Source organism: Eisenbergiella sp. OF01-20 (genome assembly GCF_003478085.1).
Taxonomy (GTDB): domain Bacteria; phylum Bacillota; class Clostridia; order Lachnospirales; family Lachnospiraceae; genus Eisenbergiella.
This window is the reverse complement of the sequence record NZ_QUES01000036.1, coordinates 49683-64654: the sequence shown is the minus strand read 5'-3', so window position 1 is coordinate 64654 and position 14972 is coordinate 49683. Positions and strand designations below refer to the sequence as shown.

Below are 14972 nucleotides of genomic sequence, written 5' to 3'. Positions count from 1 at the left end.
TCCGTCCCGGGGACACTGCTCTGCCAGCGGGCGGAAGGACATTTTGCTCCTGCGAAGTTTGAGTTACTTATAACAATTCAATCCATTCACAATCACTGCTGAAATCTAACCTGCATTCCTACTGTGATGATTTTTGTCACTCGTGTATCACTTTCTTGCAGTCAAAGCATTCAATGCGTAAAACTGAATGCATAGTTACACATAATTTATCCAATAGGTTCTTTTGCAGGCAAACCGGCCTTACGAGGATATTTCTTAGGTGTAACAGCCTTCTTATTAATTACAAGTAATACTCTGTGTATATCACTATCGGGAAGAAAAAAATCAATTTTAGTCTGTACTTGTCCTCCGAGTAAATGGATGGCCTTTTCTGCTGCAGCCGTTTCTTCCTCCCCCTTTTCTGACTTATAAGAAATAAACTTTCCTCCTACTTTTACAAATGGTAAGCAATACTCCGATAATGTGGAAAGGTTGGCAACTGCCCTGGAAACACATATATCATATTTTTCACGGAAACGAAAAGGCTTGGCAAAATCCTCCGCTCTTCCATGAACAGCTTCAATACCACGAAGTCCAAGCTTGTTAATAACTTCATTTAAAAAATTTACCCTTTTATTTAAGGAATCCAGCAAAGTTACCTGCAAATCAGGAAATGCAATTTTTAAAGGTATACCGGGAAAACCTGCTCCTGTCCCTATATCAATAACAGACAGAGAATCCTGTGTAAGTCGGGGAAGCGCTCTTATAAGAGACAAGCTGTCTACAAAATGCTTCTTTAATACATCATCAAAATCGGTAATAGCTGTCAGGTTCATAACTTCATTCCATTGAATCAACAACTCATAATATAAAAGGAACTGTTCTTCCTGTCCTTTATCTAAAGATACAGGAAGCTGTGCAAGATCGTTTCTAAACTGTGTTAAATTGTAATCTTTCATCCTATCTCCTGTTTTGCCTGATGCTCTAAAAATATAAGAAGAACAGAAATATCAGCCGGCGATACCCCTGATATACGGGAAGCCTGTCCCATATTTACCGGTTTGTATGCTATCAGCTTTTGCCTGGCCTCCAAACGAAGGCTGGGTATCTTTTCATAATCTACCCAGGACGGTATTTTTTTCTTTTCCATTTTTTTAAACTGTTCTACCTGCCGCAGCTGCCGCGCAATATAACCTTCATATTTTAATTCAATTTCCACCTGCTCTATAATATCTTCTGATAAATCAGGCCGTTTCGGATCAATTTCTTTTATAATACCATAATTTAACTCGGGCCTGCATAACAGCTCGGATAGGCTGGCAGCGGTTTTCAAAGGAGAACTTTTCTGATCTTGCAAAAACTTCTGAATATCTGCTGAGGCACCCACCACCGTCTTTTTTAAACGATCCATTTCTTCCCTGATAAGGACCTGCTTCTGAAGGGTATGCCGGTATTCTTCTTCACTCACCAGTCCTGTCTGATATCCGATTTCACGCAAACGGATATCCGCATTATCCTGCCGAAGAAGAAGCCTGTATTCTGCCCGTGATGTCATCATCCTGTAGGGTTCAAAATTATCCTTTGTTACCAAATCATCTATTAAAACACCGATGTAAGCCTGTGAACGATCCAGAACAATCTGCTCTCTCCCCTGAATAAACAGACCAGCATTAATCCCGGCTATCAGTCCCTGTGCAGCAGCTTCTTCGTATCCGCTGCTGCCGTTAAACTGCCCACCGCTGAACAGCCCTCTGATAGTTTTAAATTCCAGTGTGGGATCTAATTGTCTGGAATTAATACAATCATATTCAATAGCATACGCATTTCTGACAATTTTACAGTGTTCCAATCCGGGAACACTCCTGTACATTGCAAGCTGTACATCCTCCGGCAAAGAGGAAGACATCCCCCCCACATACATTTCATTGGTATGGATTCCTTCAGGCTCCAAAAAAACCTGATGTCTTTTCTTATCGGCAAATTTTACTACCTTATCTTCAATTGATGGGCAGTATCTGGGACCTGTCCCCTCAATGATACCCGCATAAATAGGAGAACGATCCAGATTAGCACGTATAATATCATGTGTTTCTTCGTTGGTATAGGTCAGCCAGCAGGAAACCTGTTCTTTCTGAATCCTTTCGGGATCCGTGGAAAAAGAGAAAGGAATCACCCTCTCATCTCCCCGCTGCTCCTCCATTCTGGAAAAATCGATTGTCCGTTTATCCATACGCGCCGGCGTTCCCGTTTTAAAACGGCGCATTTCAATTCCTAAAGCCTTTAGGGAATCTGTCAGATGATTAGCCGGCTGCAGGCCATTCGGCCCGGTGTAAGTGATCGCTTCCCCACACAGGCACCGGGAATTCAGGTAAGTACCCGTACATAAAACGACTGCCTTACATTCATAAACAGCACCGGTAAATATCTTTACACCGGTGATCCTCTTACGATACCCGCCCTTTTTGGTATCTCCCGCAGGGATTTCCTCCGCCAGCAGTTCACATACTTCAGCCTGTTTTATAGTCAGATGATCCTGGTTTTCAAGCACCATCCTCATATGCCAGGTATATTCTGCCTTATCCGCCTGTGCACGCAGGGAATGTACCGCAGGGCCTTTTGACACATTCAGCATCTTTGACTGAATAAAAGTTTTATCGATATTTCTGCCCATTTCACCGCCCAGAGCATCTACTTCTCTAACCAAATGTCCTTTGGAGGAACCGCCTATATTGGGATTACAAGGCATCAATGCAATACTGTCCACACTGACGGTAAATATTATGGTTTCCAATCCCATCCTGGCACAGGCCAGAGCTGCCTCACATCCGGCATGCCCGGCTCCCACCACACAAACATCATAGTTTTCTCTGATCTGCGGCATAATAAACAAACTCCTTATTTCTTCTTTTTCTTATTTTTCTTCTTCTTTTTTTCCCGGACAGCCTGGGGTACGGTTACTGCGGCAGGAACCGCTTCCTTTTCCATATATATTCGCTGGCTGGTTTCCGGAACGATAATAGCGGTCTGCATTTCTTCTTCTGAAAGAACGGCACCTCCCGGCTCCTCTTGCGCAGGCATACTCTGGTTTACCGGGTTCTCTGCTGCTTCCTTCCTGTTTTCCTGTACCTTTCCCCAGGCCTGATCCCACAGGATCCTCACCGGTTCCCATACCAGCTCCAGCGCCCGCAGCAAAGCAATAATCAGGATCACCCAGCAGATAAAATGATACAGCTGGATTTCACCGCTGCCGTAATCTTCCGTAGCCCCATAATACAAACCAAGCCCCACAATACCTACAGCCATCAGAAAAAATAACCCCATACTTGATTCTTTCTTCATACCCGTCTGCTCCTGTCCCCAAATTTTGCACTTCTGTCATTTGTGGTTTTATCCGCGGCAAAATTGCATACTCATGGACTTATCATACCACAAAAAAAAATAATAGAAAACACGTAAAGTTAATGATAAGATAAAATAGTGTTATAATTGTAACAATTCAGACGGCCCCCTATGCCGCCGCCCTGTGATTTTGCATGCCCGCTTTCCCCTCCCGGCTTTTCAGTGGGGCGCCGATGCTGCAAGACTCCTTCCAGGGGCCGTTCTAAACAGGCAGGCAGAATAGCTATCCATACATTGGATGCAAAACATTCACAATACTATTTCAGACAGGAGATACGATGAAAGGGTTATATTATAATGGAACACAAGCCGTATACCGGGAGGATCTTCCCATACCCGTCCCCGGGGAAAAAGAAAGCCTTATAAAAATACGTTACAGCGCTGTATGTAATACAGACAAAGAAGTCCAAAAAGGATACCGTCCTTCTTTCCGTGGAATCATGGGACATGAGTTTGTAGGGAAGGTAATCTCTTCCCCGGATCCTGCCCTTATCGGAAGACGGGTTGTGGGGGAATTGAATGCTTCCTGCGGAACCTGCATTTACTGCAGAACAGGGAAGCCCACCCATTGTTCAAACCGGAAGGTATTAGGCATGGACTCCAAAGATGGTTGTTTCGCTGAATATATGACCATTGACACTTCCCTGCTCCATATTGTCCCGGATGCACTCCCTGACACGCAGGCTATCTTTACGGAACCCCTTGCGGCAGCGCTGGAAATCCTTACCCAGGTACACATATCCCCGGACAAAAATGCTGCCGTCCTTGGGGACGGCAGGCTGGCCCTTCTTACCGCCCAGGTATTGGCTCTTACCGGTGTGGATTTGACTGTAATAGGAAGGCATCCGGAAAAACTGGAGCTTTTCCGTCCCTTTGCCAAAACCACAACCTGCGGCGTTAAAGAAGGCTATGAATATGTTGCGGAATGTACCGGATCGGAAAGCGGTCTTCCCCAAGCCATGGAGCTTGTCCGTAAAAAAGGAACCATATTGCTGAAAAGCACGTATTCCGGAACAGTCAGCCTGAATATGAGCATGGTTGCCGTAAACGAACTGACTATCGTAGGAAGCCGGTGCGGCCCGTTTGATCCGGCCCTGCGTCTGCTTACGGACAACAAAATCCATCTCCCGGAAATTGAATTGTACGAGTTAAGGGATTACGAAAAGGCCTTTGCATCAACAGCTTTCAAGGCAGGCTTCTCTTTCCCCTCCTGAAAGGCTTTCCAAAGGAACACGCTAACTTTCGTGTTCCTTTTTCCATGCAAGGATATGATCAAGCTTATCCTTTACCTGCGCTTCTTTTCCTTCACCGGAAGGAACATAATATCTCTTATGAAGGAGGGAATCCGGAAGGCACTGCATAGCTGTTACCTTTTCCTCCGTATTATGGGCATACACATAGCCTTCCCCATAATGCAGTTCCTCCATAAGGCTGGTGGGAGCATTCCTTATCTGCAGAGGAACCGGCTCCGCCAGCATGGAAACCGCATCCTCCTTACAATCCTCATAAGCTTTATAGAGGGCATTTGATTTAGGAGCCATGGAGAGATATACCACCGCATGAGCCAGATTGACATTGCACTCCGGCATGCCGTTAAAATGACAAGCCTGATAGGCGGCAACCGCTACCAGAAGTGCATTGCTGTCCGCCAGTCCCACATCCTCGCTGGCAAAGCGGATCAGCCTTCTGGCTACATACAAAGGATCCTCCCCGGCCTCCAGCATCCTGGACAACCAATATACGGCGGCATCCGGATCCGTATTCCGCATGGATTTATGCAGAGCGGAGATCAAATTATAATGCTCTTCCCCCTTCTTGTCATAAAGAAGGGATTTTTTACTGGTGCACTGCTCCAGGATCTCCCTGGTTATGACAGTGGTTCCGTCCGGTTGTAAATTCCCGTTTAGGATTACCATTTCCAGCGTATTCAGGGCTGTCCGCCCGTCTCCGTTGGCAAAACGGGCTATCATCTCTATCATATCTTCTTCTATTTCTATTTTCTGGTTTCCGAACCCGTTATCCGCCTTCAGGGCATGGTTTACCAACTGCACCACTTCCTCTACGGAAAGTGCCTGCAGTACAAAGACCTTACACCGGGAAAGAAGAGCCGCATTGATCTCAAAAGACGGATTTTCCGTGGTTGCCCCAATCAGGATAATACTTCCCTTTTCCACAAAAGGAAGGAAGGCATCCTGCTGCGCCTTATTAAAACGATGGATTTCATCCACGAAAACAATCGTTTTTCTTCCCATATGCCTGGCACTTTCAGCCTGGTTCATCACTTCCTTAATTTCACGTATCCCGCTGGTAACCGCACTGAAATCGATGAATTCAGCCCTCGTACTTCTGGCAATAATGCGGGCAAGAGTGGTCTTTCCCACTCCGGGAGGCCCCCAGAAGATCATGGAAGATACCATATCCTGATCTATCAGGCGACGCAGAACCTTCCCCTCCCCAACCAGATGCTTCTGCCCCACGAACTCATCCAGCACAGATGGGCGCAGCCTGCTGGCCAGGGGATCATACATCACTCTGTTATCATCAAATAATGACATTTGTTCCATTTTATTTTCCCATACAGAACTTACTGAAAATCTCGTTTACCAGATCCTCTCCCACCTCTTCTCCAAGAATAAGACCAAGAGAAGCATAGGCACTCATTAAATCGATGGAATAAAAATCCTCAGGCATCTCATCCTCCAGGCTCTTCCTTACCATCAAAAGGCTTTCCCTGGCTTCCTCCAGGGCCTGCTTATGCCGCATGTTTGTAATGACGACTTCTTCATTCATAGTGAGAATACCTGAATAAAACATTTTTTTAATGGTGTTTTCGAATTCTTCCATTCCGGTATTATCTTTCGTAGACGTACGGATCACGGAAATATCCGTATATCCAAGTCTCTTTCGCAGCTCTTCTTCCTCCACCACCGAAAGCAGATCCGTTTTATTAAGAAGAACAATACATTTTTTATCCCGGATCAAGTCCAGTATCTCTTCGTCACTCTCATCCAGCTCCACAGAGGAATCCACCACATAAAGGATCAGATCTGCATCAGAGGCTATTTTCATTGCGCGCTCCACACCTATCTTTTCCACCACATCTTCCGTAGAACGGATGCCGGCTGTATCGATAATATGCAATCCGATGCCATGCAGGCGGATTGACTCTTCCAAAATATCCCTGGTGGTACCGGCAACATCCGTAACAATTGCTTTTTCTTCCCCCACCAACAAATTCATAAGAGAAGATTTCCCTGCATTAGGCTTTCCGACAATAACCGTATTGATCCCTTCCTTCAGGACCTTTCCGTTATCCGCAGAATCAATCAGCTTTGTACAGCGCGCAAGCAGTTCCTCCACTTTGCGCGACAGCTTCTGCGGATAGCCATCTGTACTGATATGCTCCGGATCATCAAGAGCCGATTCAATAAAAGCGATCTCATACAGAATTTCTTCCCTCATCCGGCGGATACAGTCGGATACGGAACCCTTCAGCTGCTGCATGGATGATTTCAATGCAAACTCATTACGGGAATGGATGATATCCATAACCGCTTCCGCTTTAGCCAAATCGATCCTTCCGTTCAAAAAAGCCCGCTTCGTAAATTCACCGGGTTCAGCTAATCTTGCCCCCTGTCTTACCACAGCCCCCAGGATTTTCTGTACGATTAATACACCGCCATGACAATTGATCTCAACGGTGTCTTCTCTTGTATAGCTATTTGGCGCTTTCATTACAGCAACCATTACTTCATCCAGGATTTCCTCCCCATCCATTACAAACCCATAATGAATGGTATGGCTGCCATAATCTTTAAGACTATGGCAGCCATTCTTTGATCGATAAACCCTGTTTCCAATTTCAATTGCTTCTTCTCCGCTGATACGGACAATTCCTATTCCTGAATCAGACAGCGCCGTTGCAATTGCAGCAATTGTTTCAGTCTGTTTCATAAATCTCTTAACCTCTAACCCTCACAGACAGCGGACTGCCTGTTATCTTTTCAGGGTGACAACAACATGACGGAAGGGTTCCTCCCCTTCACTGTGGGTTGTAACATATTTGTCATTCTGCAGAGCGGAATGGATAATTCTTCTTTCATAAGGATTCATAGGTTCCAGGGAAACACTTCGTTTGGTCCTCTTTACCTTATAAGCTATGTTCTTCGCCAGATTTTCCAGAGTTTCTTTTCTTCTCTTACGGTAATTCTCGGTATCCACCTTCACACGGATATACTCTTCGGATTCTTTGTTAACCACAAGAGATACAAGATACTGCAGGGAATCCAGTGTCTGTCCTCTTTTACCGATCAGAACGCCCATATCATCACCGCGTAAATCAACATCCAGAAAACCTTCCGCTTCCTCATACTTCACATCAATAACAACGGTCATTTTCATTGCGGCAAACACATTATCCAGAAATTCTCTTGCCTTATCTTCAATGCTTCCCTTTATCTTTGCCTTTATTTTAGCAGGCTTCGCATTAAATCCCAGGAAACCGGTAGAACCTTCTTCGATTACCTCATACTCCAGCTTATCACTGGTTACAAGAAACTTTTGACAAGCTGCGGTAATGGCATCATCCACTGTCTTAGCAGTAAATTCAACGAATTCCATAATTTCCTCCATTCTGCCGCCGGGTGCGGCAATCAAGTAAAGCGTACGTTCTGCTTATTTTTTATCGGAACTGCCTTTTTCCGTTTTATTATTATTTTCATTATAAATCTTCACCATATTCGCCTTTGCGGCAATACTGCCCGGCTTCGGAGCTTTCTTATTATACATGTCCGTCGCCTGTTTGACTGCCTGATCCTTTTCCTCCTGGGTCATGGACGGCTTGGCAGACGAAGCTTTCGCGGAAATACCGGAAGATTTCGGTGTGGTACTCTGTACATTCCGCGTATTCATACTGGCGTACTGGTTAATTGTCTTAGGATCAATACCGGCTTTTTCCATCCGTTTTATCCGTTTATCCTGCTTTTTCTTGGCCTTGTCCTTGTTTTTCTCAATAAGCTGGTCAAAATCCGTCTTATCGATATGTTTGTTAACCAGAACCTGCTGGATACTTCTAACCACCGCACTGGCAACCCAGTATAAACCAACACCGGCCGGAAGAGAGAAACAGAACACAGCAGACATAATAGGCATAATATTATTCATCATCTTCATGGAAGACATCATACTGTTCTGCTCACCGTTTGATTCAGGCTGAGGCATAAGCTTTACGTTCAGCCATTGGGTAACCGCCGCCAATACGGGAATGGCAAGGGCTGCAATGATGAGAAGCACATTCTTGGCTTCCATGGCACCTGACAAATAGTAGGAAGGGGAATCCCCTATGTTCATTCCGAACAGGTTATTATACGATGCCAGCTTCTCGGATGTTTCCATGATATCATGGGCTAAATTGGGAAATTTATCCGCAAGGCTGTTCCATTCCGGAGTGGACGCCTTATTCAGCACATCAATAAAAGTATTCTTTACATAGGTGGGATCACCGGCAACAAACAGCTCATTGGAAAACTGTTTCATATACATGGCCGCATTCTTGAATCCCTGAATAAACTCTGCACTGCCGGGCTGTGCAATCAGATTATCAACCATGGGCGAGAATACATCTTTTACTTGTCCGATGTAAGCAGGTATCGCATAAATTACCTTATACAGGGCATAGATTATCGGAAGCTGAATCAGCATCTGCACACAGCTGCCCATAGGCGACACGCCATATTTGGCATAAACAGCCTGCGTCTCATTCTGCATAGCCATCATGGAATCATTATCTTTTTTACCATTATACTTTTTCTGGATAGCCTGAAGCTCCGGATTCATCTTATTGCTCAGTTTGGAAAACTTCTGCTGCTTTATTGTCAGAGGAAGCATGAGCATATAAATAACAATGGTAAAAACAATAATAGCAAGAGCGATGTAGGGAAGTCCTATCAGATTAAGAAGATAGAATATTCCCTCCATAATATAACCGAGCAATGTAGCAACCCACCCGATAACAGGAGTCGCACTTTTGGTCAAAATAATTCCTGGCAAAACTTATTTCCTCCTTAAACCGGTGCCTGTTCAGGGTACCGGATCATAGCCTCCCTTGGAAAAGGGATTACATCTTACTATTCTCCAAAAAGCAAGCAAACCGCCCTTAATTACCCCGTACTTCTCCACAGCCTGTAACCCGTACTCGCTGCAGGTGGGAAAATAAGGGCATTTTGTACTTTTCATTGGTGATATATACTTCCTATATCCTTTAATTAACGCAATTACTATCTTTTTCATATCCGAATCAGCTTATAATTTTATGAAGCTTACCCAAATGCAATAGCGCACTCTCGATTTCCCTGTAGGAAGCCGAAGCTGCATTCGCTCTGGCCACGACTACTATATCTAAACCACTATTAAATATATTTTCCTGCAGCCTGTAGCTTTCGCGCACCAGCCTTGTGACATGATGGCGCACAACACTGTTACCAACTTTTTTACTCACCGAAATTCCAAGCCTGTTTGTCTCCAACTTATTTTCCAACACATACATTACCAACAAACGATTGGCAAACGCTTTGCCATTCCGGTAAACAGACTGAAAATCCTGGTTTTTCTTCAAACTTTCCGAAAAATTCATTACCTGTCCAATCTTTCCTGGAAAGAGAAAAAAAGGCCACAAAACTGCGGCCTATGCGGATAATCTCTTTCTTCCTTTTGCTCTTCTTGCTGCCAGTACCTTTCTTCCTCCCGGAGTACTCATTCTGGCTCTGAAGCCGTGAACTTTATTTCTCTGCCTGTTCTTAGGCTGAAATGTCATTTTCATTTACGATGCACCTCCTTCACTCGGGTTTCTGATGTTGTGTCAGAAAATATCATTACCGATTATATAGGAAGAAATCCCGCAAGTCAAGCAAAACCGCGCATTTTACGAAATAAAAAAACGCTGAAAAAAGCCCGCAAAAATCGTGTTTTTCACTAATACAACATGTAGTTATTCAAATTTCATTTTTCCCACAACATCTAGCACCTTAATTTTCATCCACATGCTGCTAACGGATCTTTCCACTTAACATAACATTATCCACAAATTGTGTATAACTTGTGGATAAACTCCGCTTAATTTTCATTTTCAATTTAAAAATAAATATCAAAGCCCCATATTTTCTGGATGTTTATATGTTGATGACACTTTTCCACTTATCCACATTTGCACATAGGAAACCCGAAATATGTTAACTACTCCCCCCTTCCGTTCACACTATGTGGAAAAAATTTATCCCCAGAATTAACATTTGATATTTGCTTTTTTTTAGAGTAAGATAAGATAGATGTATTTTCAGTAAGTTTACGGAGGTTTAGCAATGCAGGCAATCGAAGCCAGATGGGATGAGATTAAGGAAACAATCCGAAAGGAATATGATCTCTCCGATGTTTCCTATCACACGTGGATAGAGCCACTGAAGTTTTTTGATGTCCAGGATGATGTGGTTATCATCCTCATCACATCCAACCAGTCACATGCCCTTAATTATATTTCTTCCAAATATAAAGACTTCTTCCGCGTGACCATCACAGAAATGATGGATCATTACTATGAAGTCTCCTTTATATTGGAAAAGGACGCTAAGAAGGACAAGTCTTCTTCAGAAGATCTGAAATCCCCCTACAGCAGTACCTTTAATATTAATTATGAAAATGCTAACCTGAATCCGAAGTACAAATTTGATACCTTCGTAGTCGGAAGCAATAACAAATTCGCCCATTCCGCCTGTCTTGCAGTAGCGGAATCACCGGGGGACGCTTATAATCCCCTCTATATATATGGTGGTGCCGGACTGGGTAAAACCCACCTTATGCATTCCATCGGCCATTTTGTCCTGGAACAGAATCCGGATATGAAGGTGATTTATGTTACTTCCGAATCCTTTACTAATGAAGTAATTGAATCTATCCGAAGCGGTAATGCCGCCGCCATGACCAAGCTGCGGGACAAGTACCGTACCGTTGATGTACTCATGATCGATGATATCCAGTTTATAATAGGAAAAGAAAGTACCCAGGAAGAATTTTTCCATACCTTTAATGTGCTGCATGCCGCCGGAAAACAAATCGTACTGTCCTCCGATAAACCGCCGAAAGAGATGGAAACCCTGGACGAACGGTTCCGTTCCCGTTTCGAATGGGGGCTGATTGCAGATATCCAGCCGCCTGATTATGAAACCAGAATGGCTATCCTCCGTAAAAATGCGGAGAACTATGATAAAAAGATAGACGATTCCATTTTCCAGTACATTGCCACTAACATTAAATCCAATATCCGGGAGCTGGAAGGGGCCTTCAACCGCATCATCGCCAAATCCAAAATCGAAAACCAGCCCGAGATCACCATGGAACTGGCGGAAGACGCCCTCAAAGACATCATTAATCCGGACAAGCCTGACAAAATAACCCCGGAACTCATCATCCGCGTGGTTGCGGAGCATTATGGTGTAAACCCGGAAGATATTACCTCCAAAAAGAGAAATTCCGAATATGTCCTCCCCCGCCAGGTGGTTATGTATCTGTGCAGGGATCTCACGGAAACCTCCCTCGCTAATATAGGGAAGCTTCTCGGTAAAAAAGATCATACCACGGTAATCCATGGGGCTAACAAAATTACCGATGAACTTACTTCGAATGAAGAACTTAAGAATAATATTGAAATTATCAAAAAGAAAATATGTGTATAACCTTGTTAAAAAAAAGTTGACAAGCTGTGGGTACGCTGGGGACAGGCTGTGAATCCCCATTTTCCCGGGATCAAAACAAAAAATCAGGGTTAAGGTCCATTGTGAATAGCTTAAGACTTACCCTCAGCTTATCCGGCACTTTTAAACAAGTTATTATTTTCAAATTTCCTTGCAAAATGTATAATGGAAAGGGTTATCCACATATCTACATCCACTACTAATTAATATTACTAAATTATTTAATTAATAAAAGGATCGCGCGCGGTGTGGCAGGCGATACGTTATTGTGAATTCGCAGAAGGGAGTTTATACACATATGAAATTAGTTTGTTCCAAAAGCAATCTGTTAACAGGACTTCAGGTCGTATCCAAAGCGGTGCCCAATAAAACCACAATGTCCATCCTGGAATGTATCCTTATTGATTCCACCGGAGGAGAGATCAAGCTCACGGCCAACGATATGGAACTGGGTATTGAAACCATTATAGAAGGAGAAATCGCAGAGAAGGGGATCATTGCCCTGGATGCCAAGATCTTTTTGGAAATCGTCAGAAAGCTGCCTGATAACGATATCACCATCACCACAGACAGCAACTTTAAGACCACCATAACCTGTGAAAAGGCCAAGTTTAATATTATAGGCAAATCAGGTGAGGATTTTTCTTACCTCCCCATGATTGAAAGAAACGAATCCATTGTCCTTTCCCAATATACCCTGAAGGAAGTGATCCGTCAGACGATCTTTTCCATTTCGGATAATGACAATAATAAACTCATGAGCGGTGAGCTTTTTGAGATCAACGGGGAAGAAATGAGAGTGATCTCCCTTGACGGACACCGTATTTCTATCCGCAAGATCCATTTGAAAAACTCTTATCCTGCCAAAAAGGTAGTGGTACCCGGAAAAACGCTGAACGAAATCAGCAAGATCCTGGGCGGGGACGCAGACAAGGATGTTACGATCTTCTTTACCGACAAACACATTGTATTCGAATTTGAGAATACCACCGTGGTATCCAGGTTGATAGAAGGGGAATATTTTAAAATCGATCAGATGCTTTCCAGCGATTATGAAACCAAAGTGGTTATTCATAAAAAAGAACTCCTTGACTGTATCGACAGGGCTACCCTGCTCATCAAGGAGGGGGATAAGAAACCCATTATCATCAATATCACCGACAATTCCATGGAACTTAAGATCAATTCCACAGTAGGAAGCATGGATGAAGAAATCGACATTGAAAAAATGGGAAAAGATCTCATGATAGGCTTTAACCCCAAATTCCTGATTGATGCCCTTCGTGTTATCGATGATGAAACCATAACCATCTATCTCGTGAATCCCAAGGCTCCCTGCTTTATCCGGGATGAAGAGAATAATTATATATACCTGATCCTGCCGGTTAACTTTACGACAGTGTCATAAGCGGAAGGAAGAACATGGAAACCTTTAAAATAAAAGACGAATATATCAAGCTCGGACAGGCCCTGAAGGCTGCCGGACTGACAGAGTCAGGCGTGGATGCCAAATATGCGGTACAGGACGGGTTTGTGAAGGTGAACGGTCAGGTAGAAACCCAGAGAGGGAAAAAGCTGGTTCCCGGGGATCTGGTAGAATATAACGGGAAAACTCTTAAAATCGAGTAAAGGCAATATTGGGTAATTTTCATGGTAATAAAATCGCTGGAGCTTTCAAATTTCCGGAATTATGCGTTTCTGGATATGGATTTTGACAAAGGCACCAATATTCTTTACGGCGATAATGCACAGGGAAAGACAAATATCCTTGAAGCGATTTATTTGTGCGCAACAACGAAGTCACACAGAGGCACAAAAGATCGTGATATCGTTAATTTTGAAGAAGAGGAAGCCCATATCCGGACCGTTCTGGAAAAGGACGGGGATGAAATCAAAATCGACATGCACCTGAGGAAAAATAAAACCAAAGGTATAGCAATCGACGGAAATAAAATCAAACGGGCCTCAGAGCTTCTGGGGCTTATGAATGTTGTCTTTTTTTCTCCCGAGGATCTGAGTATCATTAAAAACGGGCCTTCCGAAAGACGCCGGTTCGTGGATATGGAATTATGTCAGCTCGATCCCATGTATCTGCATCATCTGAACAACTATAATAAAATTATTAACCAGCGGAATAGACTGCTGAAGGATATGTATATGAATCCTTCCCTGAAAGGAACGCTGGATGTATGGGATATACAGCTTGTGGAATTCGGAAAGAAGATCATCGAAAGGCGTATGGCCTTCGTCGATCAGCTGAACGAAATGATAGGCGGGATTCATGACAGCCTGTCCGGGGGGAAGGAAAATCTTGTGATTTCCTATGAACCGGATACGGCACCGGAGGCGTTCGAAAGGAAGCTGCAGGGAAGCCAGGAAAGGGATATCCGTCTGAAGCAGACCACGGCAGGGCCGCACAGGGATGATTTTGCCTTTATAGCCAATGCGATCGATATCCGGAAGTTCGGGTCCCAGGGACAGCAGAGGACTGCGGCTCTTTCCCTGAAGCTGTCGGAAATTGAGCTGGTAAAAAAAATGACAAAAGATACGCCGGTACTTCTTCTGGATGATGTGTTATCCGAGCTGGACAGCAGCAGGCAGAATTATCTGCTGAACAGCATAGGGAACATACAGACGATAATTACCTGTACGGGACTGGATGAATTCATCAATAACCGGTTTGAAATCAACCGGATGTTCAAGATCACCAACGGATCAATCGATATTCTGTCTATTGTGGATAAATAAAATTCATGGTATAATAAAACAGAATAGGCAAACAGGTAGAAAAACTTATAGGCCTGAGGGTTCTATAAGCTTTTCTATCTATTTGTGTCCTTTTTGTTGAATTTT

General features: G+C 43.7%; 15 protein-coding genes. 5 read left to right on the top strand and 10 right to left on the bottom strand.

Annotated features, from left to right (window positions below):
- Window positions 1–206: 206 nt before the first annotated feature.
- The 3 genes from rsmG to DXA36_RS26960 are packed head-to-tail and all read right to left on the bottom strand — an operon-like array spanning window position 207 to window position 3318.
- Entirely contained in the window at window positions 207–938 is a 732-nt protein-coding gene (gene rsmG, locus DXA36_RS26970) for a 16S rRNA (guanine(527)-N(7))-methyltransferase RsmG (RefSeq protein ID WP_118682369.1), read from the bottom strand.
- Window positions 935–2860: a tRNA uridine-5-carboxymethylaminomethyl(34) synthesis enzyme MnmG gene (mnmG, locus tag DXA36_RS26965; protein WP_118682368.1), complete on the bottom strand. Its 1926-nt coding sequence runs from the start codon at window positions 2858–2860 to the stop codon at window positions 935–937. The genes rsmG and mnmG overlap by 4 nt, the downstream gene beginning before the upstream one ends.
- Window positions 2861–2874: 14 nt before the next feature.
- On the bottom strand, window positions 2875–3318 hold the full coding sequence (locus DXA36_RS26960) for a hypothetical protein (protein WP_118682367.1): 444 nt from the start codon (window positions 3316–3318) through the stop codon (window positions 2875–2877).
- Window positions 3319–3656: 338 nt separating this feature from the next.
- Between DXA36_RS26960 and DXA36_RS26955 the strand changes: the two genes are divergently transcribed.
- The gene (locus tag DXA36_RS26955; RefSeq protein ID WP_118682366.1) at window positions 3657–4592 is read left to right on the top strand and encodes an MDR/zinc-dependent alcohol dehydrogenase-like family protein; all 936 of its coding nucleotides are present in this window, start codon (window positions 3657–3659) and stop codon (window positions 4590–4592) included.
- A 21-nt stretch (window positions 4593–4613) separates the two neighbouring features.
- Here the strand turns inward: DXA36_RS26955 and DXA36_RS26950 are convergent, their stop codons facing one another.
- From DXA36_RS26950 to rpmH, 7 genes are read right to left on the bottom strand one after another with little or no spacing between them, the layout of a single operon-like run.
- Entirely contained in the window at window positions 4614–5942 is a 1329-nt protein-coding gene (locus tag DXA36_RS26950; RefSeq protein WP_118682365.1) for a replication-associated recombination protein A, read from the bottom strand.
- A 1-nt stretch (window position 5943) separates the two neighbouring features.
- On the bottom strand, window positions 5944–7332 hold the full coding sequence (gene mnmE, locus DXA36_RS26945) for a tRNA uridine-5-carboxymethylaminomethyl(34) synthesis GTPase MnmE (RefSeq protein ID WP_118682364.1): 1389 nt from the start codon (window positions 7330–7332) through the stop codon (window positions 5944–5946).
- Between the two features lie 42 nt (window positions 7333–7374).
- On the bottom strand, window positions 7375–7998 hold the full coding sequence (jag, locus tag DXA36_RS26940; protein WP_118682375.1) for an RNA-binding cell elongation regulator Jag/EloR: 624 nt from the start codon (window positions 7996–7998) through the stop codon (window positions 7375–7377).
- 54 nt (window positions 7999–8052) lie between these two features.
- A complete protein-coding gene (locus tag DXA36_RS26935; RefSeq protein ID WP_118682363.1) occupies window positions 8053–9426 on the bottom strand; it encodes a YidC/Oxa1 family membrane protein insertase in 1374 nt (457 codons plus the stop codon).
- A gap of 30 nt (window positions 9427–9456) precedes the next feature.
- A complete protein-coding gene (yidD, locus tag DXA36_RS26930) occupies window positions 9457–9666 on the bottom strand; it encodes a membrane protein insertion efficiency factor YidD (RefSeq protein WP_118682362.1) in 210 nt (69 codons plus the stop codon).
- Window positions 9667–9673: 7 nt separating this feature from the next.
- Window positions 9674–10009: a ribonuclease P protein component gene (gene rnpA, locus DXA36_RS26925; protein ID WP_118682374.1), complete on the bottom strand. Its 336-nt coding sequence runs from the start codon at window positions 10007–10009 to the stop codon at window positions 9674–9676.
- A gap of 51 nt (window positions 10010–10060) precedes the next feature.
- Window positions 10061–10195: a 50S ribosomal protein L34 gene (gene rpmH / locus DXA36_RS26920; RefSeq protein ID WP_009255045.1), complete on the bottom strand. Its 135-nt coding sequence runs from the start codon at window positions 10193–10195 to the stop codon at window positions 10061–10063.
- Window positions 10196–10733: 538 nt separating this feature from the next.
- Between rpmH and dnaA the strand changes: the two genes are divergently transcribed.
- From dnaA to recF, 4 genes are all read left to right on the top strand, one after another.
- Window positions 10734–12101 (top strand): chromosomal replication initiator protein DnaA, encoded by a 1368-nt coding sequence (gene dnaA, locus DXA36_RS26915; RefSeq protein ID WP_118682361.1) that lies wholly within the window; start codon window positions 10734–10736, stop codon window positions 12099–12101.
- 316 nt (window positions 12102–12417) lie between these two features.
- Window positions 12418–13527 carry a DNA polymerase III subunit beta gene (gene dnaN, locus DXA36_RS26910; protein ID WP_118682360.1) on the top strand — a complete coding sequence of 370 codons (1110 nt, stop codon included), beginning with the start codon at window positions 12418–12420 and terminating at the stop codon, window positions 13525–13527.
- Between the two features lie 14 nt (window positions 13528–13541).
- Window positions 13542–13748, top strand: a complete 207-nt coding sequence (locus DXA36_RS26905) for an RNA-binding S4 domain-containing protein (protein ID WP_118682359.1) — start codon at window positions 13542–13544, stop codon at window positions 13746–13748.
- 21 nt (window positions 13749–13769) lie between these two features.
- Window positions 13770–14867, top strand: a complete 1098-nt coding sequence (recF, locus tag DXA36_RS26900; protein ID WP_118682358.1) for a DNA replication/repair protein RecF — start codon at window positions 13770–13772, stop codon at window positions 14865–14867.
- Window positions 14868–14972 lie beyond the last annotated feature (105 nt).

Bases quoted from the DNA above. Each gene is read 5' to 3' on its own strand.
- rsmG (WP_118682369.1), bottom strand. From the start codon at position 938: ATGAAAGATTACAATTTAACACAGTTTAGAAACGATCTTGCACAGCTT.
- mnmG (WP_118682368.1), bottom strand. From the start codon at position 2,860: ATGCCGCAGATCAGAGAAAACTATGATGTTTGTGTGGTGGGAGCCGGG.
- DXA36_RS26960 (WP_118682367.1), bottom strand. From the start codon at position 3,318: ATGAAGAAAGAATCAAGTATGGGGTTATTTTTTCTGATGGCTGTAGGT.
- DXA36_RS26955 (WP_118682366.1), top strand. From the start codon at position 3,657: ATGAAAGGGTTATATTATAATGGAACACAAGCCGTATACCGGGAGGAT.
- DXA36_RS26950 (WP_118682365.1), bottom strand. From the start codon at position 5,942: ATGGAACAAATGTCATTATTTGATGATAACAGAGTGATGTATGATCCC.
- mnmE (WP_118682364.1), bottom strand. From the start codon at position 7,332: ATGAAACAGACTGAAACAATTGCTGCAATTGCAACGGCGCTGTCTGAT.
- jag (WP_118682375.1), bottom strand. From the start codon at position 7,998: ATGGAATTCGTTGAATTTACTGCTAAGACAGTGGATGATGCCATTACC.
- yidD (WP_118682362.1), bottom strand. From the start codon at position 9,666: ATGAAAAAGATAGTAATTGCGTTAATTAAAGGATATAGGAAGTATATA.
- rnpA (WP_118682374.1), bottom strand. From the start codon at position 10,009: ATGAATTTTTCGGAAAGTTTGAAGAAAAACCAGGATTTTCAGTCTGTT.
- rpmH (WP_009255045.1), bottom strand. From the start codon at position 10,195: ATGAAAATGACATTTCAGCCTAAGAACAGGCAGAGAAATAAAGTTCAC.
- dnaA (WP_118682361.1), top strand. From the start codon at position 10,734: ATGCAGGCAATCGAAGCCAGATGGGATGAGATTAAGGAAACAATCCGA.
- dnaN (WP_118682360.1), top strand. From the start codon at position 12,418: ATGAAATTAGTTTGTTCCAAAAGCAATCTGTTAACAGGACTTCAGGTC.
- DXA36_RS26905 (WP_118682359.1), top strand. From the start codon at position 13,542: ATGGAAACCTTTAAAATAAAAGACGAATATATCAAGCTCGGACAGGCC.
- recF (WP_118682358.1), top strand. From the start codon at position 13,770: ATGGTAATAAAATCGCTGGAGCTTTCAAATTTCCGGAATTATGCGTTT.